This is a genomic window from Flagellimonas crocea (assembly GCF_033441595.1).
Lineage (GTDB): Bacteria > Bacteroidota > Bacteroidia > Flavobacteriales > Flavobacteriaceae > Flagellimonas > Flagellimonas crocea.
The window spans coordinates 1,076,197-1,089,165 of sequence record NZ_JAUZVX010000001.1; the positions used below are offsets into that span (position 1 = coordinate 1,076,197).

Here is a 12,969-nt window from a genome sequence, read left to right on the forward strand (position 1 = left end):
AAACGTCATCGATATGCTCTTAAATAAGGAAAGTTTGATCAAGAATCTGAATATCCTTGACCAAAAGGGGCGGAGGGTAATGTACGACAGAAACTATATTTTCCTGTAATCCCTCAAAAAGATTGATGTAACTGTACGTGAAGGCAACCAGGAACTGATGCTCCCCAACACTTAAATTTTCAACGGAAAGCAATAGATCCCCATTTCCTTGTACGGAAAGCGTTTCGTCATCGCAACACTGTTTTTTCTGCAGCTTGTGCTGGTGTGAATCCGATGGCTGCTGCATATCCATTCCACAGGATTCCGCTTTACCGAAGAAGGAAAAATCAACAAGATCTTCCCCACAATAGTGTTGTGCCACCGCAAAGGAAAAGGTGGATGCCAGCACGTTGAGTGCCATAAAACAAGATAATATTTTGAACCAAAATATTCTCATAAGCGGTTACAAAACTACAAAAATTTTAACAACCTCATTAAATTTAACACAATTTATACAAGGATTCCGCATAAAGCCCCTGCTTTTCAAAGTACCGACCATGGCACCCCATACTTTTGACCATCAATCATTTATACGACCATCGTATCTGGTCCGGGACGGTATAAAGCACATCGTGGTTCGAAGGCCCTCCTTACTGGCAACGGATGGAACCCTGACCAATAGCATTGTATTTTCAACCCGATTAAAGGTGGAACCCTTGTCTTCAATCGAACCATAACAGACCTTAAAGTTCCTCGATACCGAATCCGATCGTTGGACAGCTGACGGTCATTCCTTTCCCCACATATTGTATACCAGTATAGTATTGTGATCCTTGTGGTGGCCCAATGCCAGTACTTTTGGTAAACCTGATATTTGTCATGTTTTTTCCGAATCCCATACCTTACATTTGGAACCAAATCCTGCTGAAATCACACACAAACAGTAATCATATGGATAACTGCATAATTGATTACAGTTTGATTTTTAGCGAGTTAAACAAAATTTAGTAACTTTAGGAAGTGAAGCAAACCACATCGAAAATATTGTCCCTGTTTCTGGCCTGTTCTGTATTGATCAGTACCACTTCCTTTGCATCGAATGCCCATTTTTGCTGTAACAAGTTGGTCAGTTTTTCTGTGACCGGCAAAGCAAAACCCTGCGACCAAAAGCTTCAAAATCCCAAAAACACCTCAAGGAAGTGCTCTTTGGAACAAAAGGATTGCTGCAGCACCGATACCTATGCCAATATTGGCAAGGATGACCTGATGCTGGATTCCTTTGACCTTGATTTCGGCACACTTGTATTTCTAAATGCCTTTATTTTTTACCATATCGATCGTTTCGAAGGGCTACAGGAAAACATAATCCCTTTTAAAGACTACGATCCCCCGTGGATCGAACAGGATCTCCTTGTCCTTCATGAAACTTTCCTAATTTGATTTTTACACTGGCGGAACGTCAATGCAATCGTTCGCTCTTCACATTGGTCATGGCCACTAAATGACCTTTTTTGTCGTGTGCTATCTCCACGACGGCATATCCTGATCGATTCTCCTATCGGGTTTTGACCCGATATTATTTACGCTTAACAATAACTCAGACACCATGGATTCCAAAAAGGAATACTGGATAAAGCATATGGTCTGTAGGCGATGCCTCAAGGTCATAAGACAAGAATTGCATGACCTGGGCATTGAGGTTCTATCCCTTGAACTGGGGAAACTTACGGTAAATGCCCCGGAAATAGGGATTGCCGAAGTTGACCAAAAAGTCGTGGACGTCCTACATTCCAATGGCTTTGAAATAGCCAAAAGCGAAGAGGAAATGATCGTTGAGAAAATCAAGATAGGCTTGATTTCCTTAGTGACCAACGTCCCGATTAACCACAAAGGGAACACCTCGGACTACCTTGTCGATTTATTGCATCGCGATTACAAAGTACTGAGCAAGGTTTTTTCCAGAAATGAAAACATCACGATCGAAAAGTACTTTATCAAGCTCAAGATCGAAAAGGTAAAGGAGCTTATCCAACTGGGACAATATTCATTTTCCGATATCGCCTATATGCTCGATTACAGCAGCGTCAACCATTTGTCCGCACAGTTCAAGGAAATTATGGGGATGAGCATGACGGATTACAAAAACGGACAAATGTGGCAAAGGGATTTTCTTGACGAAATAATATAAAAATCCAGGAATATTATGAAGATGGCCTGTCAGGTCAAACAGTAGTTTTAACGCAACAACCTAACAAATAATAAAATGAAACTTACACAAAAAAAATCAATACCCATAATGCTAACGTTCCTAATGACCCTTTTGGCCCTACAGGCGACCAGAGCACAGACCCAATGGGAAGCCCCGGCCAGTGCGGACAATTTGAACAATCCCTTAAAAAAATGATGGGCACCATGATGAAGGGACAAGGCATGCAAATGATGATGGGCGACAGCACCATAATGAACCAAATGATGGGCAACAGACAAATGATGCATTCCATGATGAACGGAATGATAAAGGATGGCGAGATGATGGGCGAAATGATGCAAATGATGCAAGACAAAGGGATGATGAGCAATGATTGTATGGAGTCGTGCATGAATATGATGAAGGAAAAGGGAATGGATATGGAAGGAATGGGAATGATGGATGATGGTACAATGAAATCAAAAGGAGATGACCATTCTGAGCACCATTAACACATAATAGGTAACGAAAAAATAAAAATCATGAAAGGACATTGGATTTGGATGGTCATCGGTTGTGGTCTCCCGCTATTGTTGATTTTTTTTGCGCCTGCATTTGGCATTACAGGGTACAATGGGCTTTTTTCCTTTATCATCGTGATGTTTTTGATACACCTTTTCATACCTCACGGTGGTCACGGGCATGGTGATCATGGAAAATCTGATAACAGTAAATACCATGATCATGACAAAGAGCAAGATTCCACTGAGACCCAAGAAGATCACCGGGGGCATCGGCACCATTAAAATATACTTTCGAAATGAAGTACAGATATCAAATTAACGGAATAAGCTGCGGTGGCTGTATCACAAGAATCAAGAAGACCTTGGAAGAACATCCTGAAGTAGAGCAAGTAGAAGTTTTTTTACAGCCTATGGGCGCAACCATTGTAACAATGAACAAGAAGCTTACGGTAGAAGAACTGCAAGGGCAACTCAACAAACTTGAGGGCTATACCATAGCAGAGATTAGTTAAAATCATAAAAACCTTCAAATTAAAAATATGTTTTACAAAGATGGATTTTTTTGGGGCATGCACCTGATCTGGTGGGCCATTTGGATTGTGGCATTGGGCTGGATTTTCTTTGCCCCAACCAGTTCCTCCTATGAAGAGATTGAGGGAGATGACCCACTAATGTTGCTCAAAATCCGCTTCGCGAAGGGCGAGATTTCCAAAGAAGAATACGAGCAATCTAAGAAACTTTTACAATCGGACAAATAGTCCGAAAACAAGTAATGTATAACCTTTAAAACTAAAACTATGCATTTTTTCGACGGACATTGGGGCGGCATGCACGTCATCTGGTGGGTCATATGGTTGATCCTCTTGATATGGATATTCTTGGTGCCATATGACATCCCTTACAGAAAATCAAAGAAGGAAGACCCACTTTCAGTTCTAAAAAAGCGCTTCGCCAATGGCGAAATCTCTAAGGAGGAATATGAAGAATCAAAAAAGATCTTGAAATCAAATTAAGGAATGTAGGGCAAATATTAATTACTAAAAAAAGTCAAAATGAAGATAAAAGTTTATAAGACAGGCATAATGGCATTGGCTACTTTACTCATTTCGGCCTGCTCACAAAAACAAGGTAGTTCTGTAAAGGATATGCTCGAGGACCACTCTCAGCAAGAAGAGGTATTGTCCGCACTTGTCGAAAATCACGATCTGGGCAAAAAATACATTGCCAACATGATGGATAACGACCATGCCATGGGAATGATGGTGGACGAACTCGTAAAAGCAGCAGCAAAGGATACCATACTAGCGAACAAATTGAGCGATATGATTACTAGATATCCTGACCTTATGCTACTGACCACCCACCATTTTATGCCGGTCATTGCTTCGGACAGCCTTTTGACCGATTCTTTTTGTGATCACACGTTAGAACACGAGGATCTCGCCAAGGCCATGCACAATAAAATGGAATACAAAAAGAGCCTTGAGCGCAACCATTGACTCCAACTTTGGTTTTTGCACATGAACAAACTCATAAATGAATAATAACAACAATAAACATTAAAACAAGAATCATGAATCGTATCAATGTAAAAAAATTCGGTTTTGCCATGGGGCTGACCGCTGCAATCCTCTACGCCGGCTGCATGATTGTTTTGGCGACAGCAGGACAAGAAGGAAGCATAACCTTTTTCAACAGCCTGCTGCACGGCTTGGACACTACCAGTATAATACGGGTAGACGTGCCAATTTGGGAGGCACTTATTGGCATTGTCCAGACATTTATCATTGCTTGGCTCACAGGTGCCCTGATTGCAGCATTTTACAACACACAGATTAAGAGTAGATAATCTGAACAAAAGATCGGAGAGACTTTTTAGGAACCGGTGTCGCATCGACCACAGGCAATTTGTTGGCGGAAAGTGCCAAAGAACTGAGCAATTGACAATAGAATCCCGGAATTGAACCTAGAGTACAACCATATAAAGTAGAATAAGTGAATAGTACTGCAAGAAATATCAAAACAATTTTCACCCAAACGGCAATATGGGGGGGCATTTTCTATTTCCTTGTCCATCCTTTTACCATGGTGCTCTATTGGTTTGAATTTAGCAATACACCATTTTCATTTTCCCTGTTTTGGGACGTCTTAAAGTCGCAGTTTTTAGAATCTTTCACTTTTGATATGAGAGGGATGAGCGTCTCGCTTACAATCCTTGGCATTTTCCTAGGGATAGTTTCCGGTCTATTTTTCATAACCCTCAGGCGAAAGAACAAGCTTATAGGCACACAACAGCAGTTGTTACTGCGTGATTTAGAAGAATTGATAGAGGCGGGTGAGAATGAACGGGTAGAATTCAAGTCATCTATTCGTTACGATTATTTTAGGAAAACCACGAACCGCGAACTGGAACTAGTCATTGCCAAGACCATCACTGGTTTTATGAATGCAAAAGGTGGAAAATTGATCATTGGCGTTGACGATGATGGCAACATTGTGGGCCTTGAAAAAGATTTCAAGACCCTAAAGCACAAGAACAAAGATGGATATGAGCGTGAAATTTTCAGGATAATTTCAACACAGTTAGGTCACGAGGCTTGTTTTAGCAATCACATTTCATTTTACAAATTAAATGGTGAAGATGTGTGCGTAATAGCTGTCGAACCTTCTAAAAAACCAATCTATGTCAGCGATACCGAAAATACAACCTTTTATGTCAGAACGGGGAATGCCACCTACCCCTTGACGGTCAAGGAAGCGGTTGATTATTTAGAAACCAGAAAATTATAATCTTATGCAATACGTTTGGTTTATATGGTCCCTTATCATACTGGCCCTTTGGGGCGTGGTCTATCTTTTGAAGAAGGATTCCCGTAAAGAAATGTTGAGGATGAGTTGGATAACCATGCCCTTTGGGCTAACCGAGCCGCTGTTCGTTCCCGAATATTGGCACCCGCCATCGCTCTTCGATTTGGCGATAAAGACCGGGTTCGATATTGAAAGCATCATTTTCTCTTTTGCCATCGGGGGTATTGGCACCGTACTTTACAATCTTATTTTCAAGCGAAGGTATGTTAAAATACCGCATACCGAGCGTAACCATTATAGACATAGGTTGCATCTATATATCCTTTTCGTACCGGCGGTCGTGTTTTTGATATTGGCCCTTTTCACTCCCATGAACCATATTTACTGTGGAATATTGGCCATGTTCTTGGGTGGAATGGCCACGTTATACTGCCGCCCAGACCTTAAGACCAAAATCTGGATAAGTGGATTTCTGTTCACGGCATTGTACTTTGTTTATTTTGGAAGTATTCTCCCGTTTTACCCCGACTACGTAACATTGTTTTGGAATCTGGAAAACCTGAGTGATATTCTAGTGGCCGGCATACCAATCGAAGAGCTTTTGTTCGCTTTCACTTTTGGCATGTATTGGTCAGGCCTCTATGAGCATTTGTATTGGAGAAAATTAATCAACCCAATTGTTTTGAATCAAAATTTTTAAGTTAAGTCTATAAATAAAAACGAAGAAGATGAAAGTATTACTCGCAATTGACGGCTCTGAATTCAGCAAAGATGCCATCGATGAACTAGCGGCAATGTCGCTGCCAAAATTAGTTAAAATACATGTTCTAAATGTTTATGAAAATCCAATGTTAACTGTACCAGGGGCTTTCCCCTTAAGTGGTATCGGCCATTATAAAGAAGAAGCCATGTCAAATGCGAAAAAATCGGCTGAAACCATCGTTAACAATGCTGCAAAGTCGTTAAAACAAAAGAACGGCAAGTTGTCGATAACGACCAATATTGTAGAAGGGTTTCCCAAAAATGCAATCTTGGAAAAGGCAACTGATTTGGAGGTGGATCTTATCGTATTGGGATCACAAGGCCATGGCGCATTCTCGCGCTTTTTGCTTGGTTCGGTCGCCCAATCCATTGCCATGCACGCGCATTGTTCTGTTTTGATTGTCAGAAAAAAACATCAAAAATAAAATATGGCCACTTACAATGTGACAGGATAAATTTTGTCCGTAGAAAAATAAAAGAGCAGATCATGGGAAATCAGAATACCTGCATATCAAAGAACAATACCGATGCCAACTGTGAAGTGATGGAGTCTGTTTGTTTGCCCAAAACATTTTTGCCGCGTATAGTGGTTGTGGGTGGTGGCTTTGCAGGGCTGGCCCTGGTAGAAGGCCTTAAAAACAAGGAGGTACAGGTCGTGCTGATAGACCGTAACAACTTCCATCAATTTCAGCCCTTGTTCTATCAAGTGGCCACCAGCGGTCTTGAACCGGACAGTATCGTATTTCCCTTCAGAAAACAGTTCAAGGGCTATGGTAATGTGAGCTTTAGGTTTGCCGAAGTGACGCAAATCGAACCCGCTTCCAACACAGTTGTAACAGACAAAGGCAAGCTCACCTACGATTATCTGGTCTTGGCCACCGGAACCAAGACCAATTTCTTCGGCATGAAAGAGGTGGAACAAAACAGTCTTGGTATGAAAGACATCAAGGACTCGCTAAACATACGTCATATGATGTTGCAAAACTTGGAGCAGGCAGCCATAACCTGTGATGATGAAGAACGCGATGCGCTGACCAATTTTGTGATTGTGGGCGGTGGCCCGGCCGGTGTCGAAATGGCAGGTGCCTTGGCGGAATTCTGTAAGTACATCCTTCCAAAAGACTATCCCGAGTATCCGAATAGCATAATGAACATCTACCTGATCGAAGCATCGGACGAACTATTAGCCTCAATGTCCAACAAAGCCTCGACAAAAACACTTCGGTATCTAAAAAATCTAAATGTGCAAGTGTTGTTGAACGAGGCCGTGAGCGGTTACGACGGTAATGTGGTATCTACCAAAAGTGGAAGGAAAATCATGGCGAAAAACCTGATTTGGACGGCAGGTGTAACAGGCCAGGTTCCAGCGGGCATCAATCAAAAACATATAATTAATGGGAACCGTCTAAAAACGGATACCCATCTAAAAGTGGAAGGCATGGATAATGTTTTTGCCATTGGGGACATTGCCGGGGTAATCACCGACGAGACCCCTAAGGGCCATCCACAGGTAGCCCAAACCGCCATTCAACAGGGCGGTCATTTGGCCAAAGTGCTATTGAACACCGTTCAATCAATGCCTTCCAAACCATTTAGGTATAAAGATAAAGGTTCATTGGCCACAGTTGGTAAAAGAAAAGCGGTCGCTGATTTAGGAAAGCTCCACTTCGGCGGGTATGCTGCCTGGCTTTTATGGTCCGTGGTTCACTTGCTTTCCATCAGCGGGTTTCGAAACAAATTTTTGGTGGGCTTCAATTGGGCCATCAGTTATTTTACCTACGAAAAAAGCAACCGGGTAATCATAAGAAGTTTCAAACGTGATGCTTATATGAAAGCCTCCTTAAAATATAGTTCCAATAATGAATGGGAAAAGGATGTAAATCCCAAAAAATCCAGCATTGATGCCTAGCCATTATTCAAATAACAGTATTATGAAATTCTTCGGCAGCTCGATCAAAAGACTGCACAACTATGGCATTGTGCTCTTTATCACTGTTGTTATTGCTATGGTGTGGGCCAACTCGCCATGGAAGGGATATTATGTCGGCCTAATGCAAACCGAATTTGCCTTTAGTGTGGGTACATTTCAGCTATCTGAGTCGCTACTGTTATGGATCAACGATGGCTTAATGGCACTATTTTTTATGCAAGTCGGTCTAGAGCTGAAACGTGAAATAATCGGTGGTAAACTGTCGTCCCCAAAGGATGCAATACTGCCCATCGGTGCAGCAATAGGTGGTATGGTGCTCCCTGCCCTTATTTATTTTATGTTCAACAACTCGGGCGAGGCTTCCAATGGTTGGGGCATTCCCATGGCCACGGATATTGCATTTTCATTAGGGGTTCTGGCCCTTGTCGGAAAAAGACTTCCTTCGACCTTGAGGGTTTTTCTTATTACACTGGCTATTGTGGATGATCTAGGTGGTGTCTTGGTCATTGCCCTCTTTTATACCTCAGGTATCTCGCAGATGGATCTACTCCATGGACTATTGTTCTTCGCGGCTTTGATAATTGGTAATTATGCGGGAGTAAGAAGCACATGGTTCTATGCCATTATTGGCATCGGTGGTGTTTGGTTGACCTTCTTTTTTTCAGGGGTACATCCAACCATTGCCGGGATTCTGACCGCATTTGCCATTCCTGGTAGGGTAAAAATTAAGGAGACTACCTTTTTAGAGCGTTTAGACCGTTTACATAAGAGATTTCAAGAAACCAAGTCCATAAAGGGGACGCTTATCTCAAAAACGCAATTGGAGATATTGGAGGATATAAAGACTGCAAGTTCCGAGGCCGAAACTCCACTCCAAAAATTGGAAAGGACTTTAAACCCAATAGTGGGCTTTGTAATTCTTCCCTTGTTCGCTTTGGCAAATGCAGGAATACATCTTCATGGAGATTTGCTGAAAGTACTATCCAGCCCGGTTAGCTTGGGGATTGGTCTAGGTCTCATTTTTGGCAAGTTTATCGGTATTACTGCTTTTTCAAGACTACTCGTTGCATTTAAACTCGCCAAGCTTCCGGAAAACGTGAATTGGAAAATGATTTATGGTATAGGTTTTCTTGGCGGTATCGGTTTTACCATGTCGTTGTTTATAACCGAACTGGCTTTTACGGACGAGTCCCTAATATTTACGGCCAAGGTAAGCATCCTATTCGCTTCATTGACAGCGGGGGTAATGGGTGCTCTATTATTATACAGAAACAGAAAACAATTAAGAACAGTTAAACATAAAAGAACATGAAAAACATTGCAGTAGTAGGATACGGAGTTATCGGGAAAAGAGTGGCCGATGCCATTAATGTACAAGATGATATGAGCCTTATTGGGGTTTGTGATGTCATCAGCGATTGGCGCATACAAAATGCGGTGCGAAAAGGGTATGCAGTTTATGCGGCCACACCCGAAGCCGAAAAAGAAATGAAAGCAGCCAATATTGCCATTGAAGGAAGTATGCAAGACATTTTAGAAAAAGTAGATCTTGTAGTGGACTGTACGCCAAAGAACATCGCCGCGAAAAATGTGGAAATATACAAAGGGCAAGGGATCAAGTTTATCGTACAGGGAGGTGAAAAACACAAGACCACAGGCCACTCCTTTAGTGCCGAGAACAATTATAGCACTGCGGTAAATCTAGATGCTACCCGGGTGGTTTCCTGTAACACCACATCTATCTTAAGGACATTGACCGCTTTAAAAAAGGCAGATCTATTGGATTATGCACGGGGAACATTATTAAGAAGGGCGACCGACCCATGGGAAAGCCACTTGGGCGGCATCATGAACACCATGGTGCCGGAAAAGGACATCCCGAGCCATCAAGGTCCCGACGCGCAAAGTGTCGATCCGGATTTGGATGTCATTACTTCTGCGGTCAAAGTTCCCGAGACTTTGAGCCATATGCATTACTGGAACGTTAAGCTACGAAAAAAAGCCTCAAAGGAAGAGGTGTTGAACGCCCTCAAAACCTCAAGTAGAATCAAGTTCATTCACTATGATCAAGGCTTGGTCTCCAACAATACCATCAAAGAAATGTTTTTGGATATGGGTAGGCCTTGGGGCGATATGTACGAGGTGGCCCTATGGGAAGACATGCTCAAGGTTGTGGGCGATGAACTTTTTTATGCCTACGTGGTCGATAACCAAGCGATTGTAATCCCTGAGACCATTGATGCCATTCGGGCCCTCACGGGTATTGAGACCGATGCACACAGATCCATCGAAAAAACCAATGCAAGTTTAGGAATCGGATAAAATTTCATTATGAAAACTTATGATAACATAGTCGCGCATTTAGGGGACAAAGCATCTTTCTATTTAGATCATGTAAGCCAGAAGGTCACCAAAGATGAACTGCAGTTGCCCGATAAGAATATTGTGGACAACGTATTCGTCAATAGTAATCGAAATCAACAAGTACTCCGAAGCCTTTCGCAATTATATGGCCATGGTAATCTGGGAGGTACGGGGTATCTCAGCATTTTACCGGTAGATCAGGGAATCGAGCACAGTGCCTTATTTTCTTTTTACAAGAACCCCGATTATTTTGATCCCGAGAACATTGTAAAGCTCGCCATCGAAGCCGGTTGCAACGGTGTGGCCTCCACTTTTGGGGTGTTGGGCCTTTGTTCTCGGAAATATGCGCATAAAGTCCCCTTCATTGTCAAGATAAACCACAATGAATTATTGTCCTATCCCAACACTTATGACCAGAACCTGTTCGGAAAAGTCAGGGAAGCGTGGAACATGGGCGCGGTTGCAATCGGGGCTACCATTTATTTTGGGTCCCAGGAAAGCAATCGACAGATAAGGGAGATTGCGGAAGCCTTTGCCGAGGCCCATAGCCTTGGTATGGCCACAATTTTGTGGTGCTACACCCGCAACGATGCTTTCAAAACAGACAAAGAGGACTATCACACCGCCGCGGATTTAACGGGTCAGGCCAACCATTTAGGGGTAACGATACAGGCCGATATCATCAAACAGAAGTTGCCCACGACCAATTTTGGTTTCAAGAACCTGAAATTCGGCAAGTTTGATGATGCCATGTACGAAACACTGACCACGGAGCACCCCATAGATCTATGCCGGTTGCAGGTGGCCAATTGCTACATGGGCAAAATAGGTTTGATAAACTCAGGTGGCGGTTCACAAGGCGAGTCAGATATGTCGGATGCGGTCAGAACTGCGGTCATCAACAAAAGGGCAGGCGGAGCAGGATTGATCTTAGGGAGAAAGGCCTTTCAAAGACCTTTTAAGGACGGTGTGGAATTATTGCATGCCGTGCAGGGCGTTTACCTTGAAGAAAGAATAACAATAGCATAAGTCATCTGATAAAAGAATGCTGGATACGGAAATAAAATCATTAAAATCATTAAACCACTACCTACAAAGGTTGGTTGAGAACCGGCTTTGGCTCAAAGTTATCATTGCTTTGTTTCTTGGTGTTGGAGTAGGCCTGTTGTTAAGTCCCCAAAACGGTTGGATCACCAAAAGCACCGCCGATGTTCTGGGGAATTGGCTGGCCCTGCCGGGCATGCTCTTTTTGAAATTGGTCCAGATGATCATGATACCACTGATCGTGGCCTCCATCATCACCGGCATAGCGAGTAACGACAAGGAAAATCTGAAAAGATTGGGCGGGGGCGTACTCTTATATTTTATATCGACAACGATTATATCGGTAACCATAGGTACGGTTCTGGCCTTGATCTTTAGACCGGGAAAGTTTCTCCACCAACAGGCGGAAGTCGATCATGCAAATGCTTTGGCCAATACGGACGAAAGTACGGAACTGTCGTTTGGAATAAACGATATACCGAATGCCATTACCGATCTACTGCCTGAAAACCCATTGGCCTCTATGGTCAGTGGTGAAATGTTGAGCATTGTGATTTTTACCATTATAATCGGGGTTGCCGTATTGTCGCTGCCTGACGATTTGCTCAAACCTGTAAAGCTGCTTTTGGGTGCCGTACAGGAAATCTGCATGACCGTGGTCAAATGGGCCATGTTGTTGGTACCCATCGCAGTATTTGGTTTAATGGCGCAACTTACCTCCAGTATTGGTCTAAACTCCCTTTCAGGTTTGGGCTTTTATGTGCTCGTGGTACTGATAGGGTTATTGCTATTGGTCGGTGTTTACCTGTTATTGGTAAGTCTATTGGGCCAGAGCAATCCGTTTAAATTTTTGAAAAAGATCACGGATGTTCAATTATTGGCATTCTCGACTACGAGTTCAGCCGCAGTGATGCCCCTTTCCTTAAAAACAGCGGAAGAAGAGCTCAAAGTGAACGGCTCCATCAGCAATTTCATTATTCCGATAGGGGCTACCGTGAACATGGATGGAACAGCACTTTACCAAACCATAACTACCCTGTTCATTGCCCAGGCCTATGGGCTGGAAATGAGCATTATGAGCATTATTGTAGTAGTGGTCACTATAGTGGCGGCCTCCATTGGCACCCCAGCAATACCAGGTGGTGGGGTAGTGATCTTGGCCTCTGTACTGTCCAGTGCAGGTATACCGGCAGAAGGCATCATCATAATCATAGGGGTCGAACGTTTGCTGGGAATGTTCAGAACTGCGGTCAACGTTACCGGGGACCTCACCGCTTGTATGGTTTTCAATCGGTTCTATGGAAACAAGCTCGCCATAGGCCGTGATAGTATTTCAAAATCAAAAAAAGGGTATTCCCTCATTTAAAAAC

Annotated in this window: 20 protein-coding genes; 19 read left to right on the forward strand and 1 reads right to left on the reverse strand. The window is 42.9% G+C overall.

Translation table 11 applies throughout. The annotated features are described in order from the left end of the window. Positions 1-19: 19 nt before the first annotated feature. Positions 20-436 carry an HYC_CC_PP family protein gene (locus SD449_RS04860; protein WP_036385878.1) on the reverse strand — a complete coding sequence of 139 codons (417 nt, stop codon included), beginning with the start codon at positions 434-436 and terminating at the stop codon, positions 20-22. A gap of 100 nt (positions 437-536) precedes the next feature. Here SD449_RS04860 and SD449_RS04865 point away from each other — a divergent pair, with 100 nt between their 5' ends. From SD449_RS04865 to SD449_RS04955, 19 genes are all read left to right on the forward strand, one after another. Then, positions 537-716 (forward strand): hypothetical protein, encoded by a 180-nt coding sequence (locus tag SD449_RS04865; protein WP_139297725.1) that lies wholly within the window; start codon positions 537-539, stop codon positions 714-716. Between the two features lie 283 nt (positions 717-999). Then, positions 1,000-1,419, forward strand: coding sequence for an HYC_CC_PP family protein (locus SD449_RS04870; protein ID WP_036385880.1), 420 nt, complete (start codon positions 1,000-1,002; stop codon positions 1,417-1,419). A 166-nt stretch (positions 1,420-1,585) separates the two neighbouring features. Further along, positions 1,586-2,167, forward strand: coding sequence for a helix-turn-helix domain-containing protein (locus SD449_RS04875; RefSeq protein ID WP_036385881.1), 582 nt, complete (start codon positions 1,586-1,588; stop codon positions 2,165-2,167). Between the two features lie 75 nt (positions 2,168-2,242). Then, positions 2,243-2,383 carry a hypothetical protein gene (locus SD449_RS04880; protein ID WP_318309129.1) on the forward strand — a complete coding sequence of 47 codons (141 nt, stop codon included), beginning with the start codon at positions 2,243-2,245 and terminating at the stop codon, positions 2,381-2,383. After that, entirely contained in the window at positions 2,380-2,679 is a 300-nt protein-coding gene (locus SD449_RS04885) for a hypothetical protein (RefSeq protein WP_318309130.1), read from the forward strand. Before SD449_RS04880 ends, SD449_RS04885 begins: the two co-directional genes overlap by 4 nt. 30 nt (positions 2,680-2,709) lie before the next feature. Next, the gene (locus SD449_RS04890) at positions 2,710-2,973 is read left to right on the forward strand and encodes a hypothetical protein (protein WP_081894146.1); all 264 of its coding nucleotides are present in this window, start codon (positions 2,710-2,712) and stop codon (positions 2,971-2,973) included. Positions 2,974-2,987: 14 nt separating this feature from the next. Next, positions 2,988-3,203, forward strand: coding sequence for a heavy-metal-associated domain-containing protein (locus tag SD449_RS04895; RefSeq protein ID WP_036385886.1), 216 nt, complete (start codon positions 2,988-2,990; stop codon positions 3,201-3,203). Between the two features lie 27 nt (positions 3,204-3,230). Further along, positions 3,231-3,449, forward strand: a complete 219-nt coding sequence (locus tag SD449_RS04900) for an SHOCT domain-containing protein (RefSeq protein WP_036385889.1) — start codon at positions 3,231-3,233, stop codon at positions 3,447-3,449. Between the two features lie 39 nt (positions 3,450-3,488). Further along, on the forward strand, positions 3,489-3,704 hold the full coding sequence (locus tag SD449_RS04905; RefSeq protein ID WP_036385890.1) for an SHOCT domain-containing protein: 216 nt from the start codon (positions 3,489-3,491) through the stop codon (positions 3,702-3,704). 39 nt (positions 3,705-3,743) lie between these two features. Then, positions 3,744-4,190 (forward strand): hypothetical protein, encoded by a 447-nt coding sequence (locus tag SD449_RS04910; RefSeq protein ID WP_318309132.1) that lies wholly within the window; start codon positions 3,744-3,746, stop codon positions 4,188-4,190. A gap of 74 nt (positions 4,191-4,264) precedes the next feature. Continuing rightward, positions 4,265-4,540, forward strand: a complete 276-nt coding sequence (locus tag SD449_RS04915) for a DUF5676 family membrane protein (protein ID WP_036378938.1) — start codon at positions 4,265-4,267, stop codon at positions 4,538-4,540. A gap of 236 nt (positions 4,541-4,776) precedes the next feature. Next, positions 4,777-5,481: an AlbA family DNA-binding domain-containing protein gene (locus SD449_RS04920; RefSeq protein ID WP_318309134.1), complete on the forward strand. Its 705-nt coding sequence runs from the start codon at positions 4,777-4,779 to the stop codon at positions 5,479-5,481. 4 nt (positions 5,482-5,485) lie between these two features. Continuing rightward, positions 5,486-6,199 (forward strand): lycopene cyclase domain-containing protein, encoded by a 714-nt coding sequence (locus tag SD449_RS04925; protein WP_036378939.1) that lies wholly within the window; start codon positions 5,486-5,488, stop codon positions 6,197-6,199. A gap of 28 nt (positions 6,200-6,227) precedes the next feature. Beyond that, positions 6,228-6,686 (forward strand): universal stress protein, encoded by a 459-nt coding sequence (locus SD449_RS04930; RefSeq protein WP_036378941.1) that lies wholly within the window; start codon positions 6,228-6,230, stop codon positions 6,684-6,686. A gap of 119 nt (positions 6,687-6,805) precedes the next feature. Further along, positions 6,806-8,170, forward strand: coding sequence for an NAD(P)/FAD-dependent oxidoreductase (locus SD449_RS04935; RefSeq protein ID WP_051947539.1), 1,365 nt, complete (start codon positions 6,806-6,808; stop codon positions 8,168-8,170). Positions 8,171-8,192: 22 nt separating this feature from the next. Then, complete coding sequence (gene nhaA / locus SD449_RS04940) at positions 8,193-9,503, forward strand: Na+/H+ antiporter NhaA (protein ID WP_231562577.1); 1,311 nt, start codon at positions 8,193-8,195, stop codon at positions 9,501-9,503. Further along, positions 9,500-10,513 carry a type II glyceraldehyde-3-phosphate dehydrogenase gene (locus SD449_RS04945; protein WP_036378943.1) on the forward strand — a complete coding sequence of 338 codons (1,014 nt, stop codon included), beginning with the start codon at positions 9,500-9,502 and terminating at the stop codon, positions 10,511-10,513. The genes nhaA and SD449_RS04945 overlap by 4 nt, the downstream gene beginning before the upstream one ends. Before the next feature lie 9 nt (positions 10,514-10,522). Beyond that, a complete protein-coding gene (locus tag SD449_RS04950) occupies positions 10,523-11,584 on the forward strand; it encodes a class I fructose-bisphosphate aldolase (protein ID WP_036378945.1) in 1,062 nt (353 codons plus the stop codon). A 16-nt stretch (positions 11,585-11,600) separates the two neighbouring features. Next, the gene (locus SD449_RS04955; RefSeq protein ID WP_318309136.1) at positions 11,601-12,965 is read left to right on the forward strand and encodes a dicarboxylate/amino acid:cation symporter; all 1,365 of its coding nucleotides are present in this window, start codon (positions 11,601-11,603) and stop codon (positions 12,963-12,965) included. Positions 12,966-12,969 lie beyond the last annotated feature (4 nt).

What these genes read in the sequence shown, in the direction of transcription:
- SD449_RS04885 (WP_318309130.1), top strand. Translation starts at nt 2,380, where the DNA reads ATGATGGGCACCATGATGAAGGGACAAGGCATGCAAATGATGATGGGC.
- SD449_RS04895 (WP_036385886.1), top strand. Translation starts at nt 2,988, where the DNA reads ATGAAGTACAGATATCAAATTAACGGAATAAGCTGCGGTGGCTGTATC.
- SD449_RS04880 (WP_318309129.1), top strand. Translation starts at nt 2,243, where the DNA reads ATGAAACTTACACAAAAAAAATCAATACCCATAATGCTAACGTTCCTA.
- SD449_RS04910 (WP_318309132.1), top strand. Translation starts at nt 3,744, where the DNA reads ATGAAGATAAAAGTTTATAAGACAGGCATAATGGCATTGGCTACTTTA.
- SD449_RS04920 (WP_318309134.1), top strand. Translation starts at nt 4,777, where the DNA reads ATGGTGCTCTATTGGTTTGAATTTAGCAATACACCATTTTCATTTTCC.
- SD449_RS04930 (WP_036378941.1), top strand. Translation starts at nt 6,228, where the DNA reads ATGAAAGTATTACTCGCAATTGACGGCTCTGAATTCAGCAAAGATGCC.
- SD449_RS04900 (WP_036385889.1), top strand. Translation starts at nt 3,231, where the DNA reads ATGTTTTACAAAGATGGATTTTTTTGGGGCATGCACCTGATCTGGTGG.
- SD449_RS04875 (WP_036385881.1), top strand. Translation starts at nt 1,586, where the DNA reads ATGGATTCCAAAAAGGAATACTGGATAAAGCATATGGTCTGTAGGCGA.
- SD449_RS04935 (WP_051947539.1), top strand. Translation starts at nt 6,806, where the DNA reads ATGGAGTCTGTTTGTTTGCCCAAAACATTTTTGCCGCGTATAGTGGTT.
- nhaA (WP_231562577.1), top strand. Translation starts at nt 8,193, where the DNA reads ATGAAATTCTTCGGCAGCTCGATCAAAAGACTGCACAACTATGGCATT.
- SD449_RS04950 (WP_036378945.1), top strand. Translation starts at nt 10,523, where the DNA reads ATGAAAACTTATGATAACATAGTCGCGCATTTAGGGGACAAAGCATCT.
- SD449_RS04945 (WP_036378943.1), top strand. Translation starts at nt 9,500, where the DNA reads ATGAAAAACATTGCAGTAGTAGGATACGGAGTTATCGGGAAAAGAGTG.
- SD449_RS04925 (WP_036378939.1), top strand. Translation starts at nt 5,486, where the DNA reads ATGCAATACGTTTGGTTTATATGGTCCCTTATCATACTGGCCCTTTGG.
- SD449_RS04865 (WP_139297725.1), top strand. Translation starts at nt 537, where the DNA reads ATGGCACCCCATACTTTTGACCATCAATCATTTATACGACCATCGTAT.
- SD449_RS04890 (WP_081894146.1), top strand. Translation starts at nt 2,710, where the DNA reads ATGAAAGGACATTGGATTTGGATGGTCATCGGTTGTGGTCTCCCGCTA.
- SD449_RS04915 (WP_036378938.1), top strand. Translation starts at nt 4,265, where the DNA reads ATGAATCGTATCAATGTAAAAAAATTCGGTTTTGCCATGGGGCTGACC.
- SD449_RS04955 (WP_318309136.1), top strand. Translation starts at nt 11,601, where the DNA reads ATGCTGGATACGGAAATAAAATCATTAAAATCATTAAACCACTACCTA.
- SD449_RS04860 (WP_036385878.1), bottom strand. Translation starts at nt 436, where the DNA reads ATGAGAATATTTTGGTTCAAAATATTATCTTGTTTTATGGCACTCAAC.
- SD449_RS04905 (WP_036385890.1), top strand. Translation starts at nt 3,489, where the DNA reads ATGCATTTTTTCGACGGACATTGGGGCGGCATGCACGTCATCTGGTGG.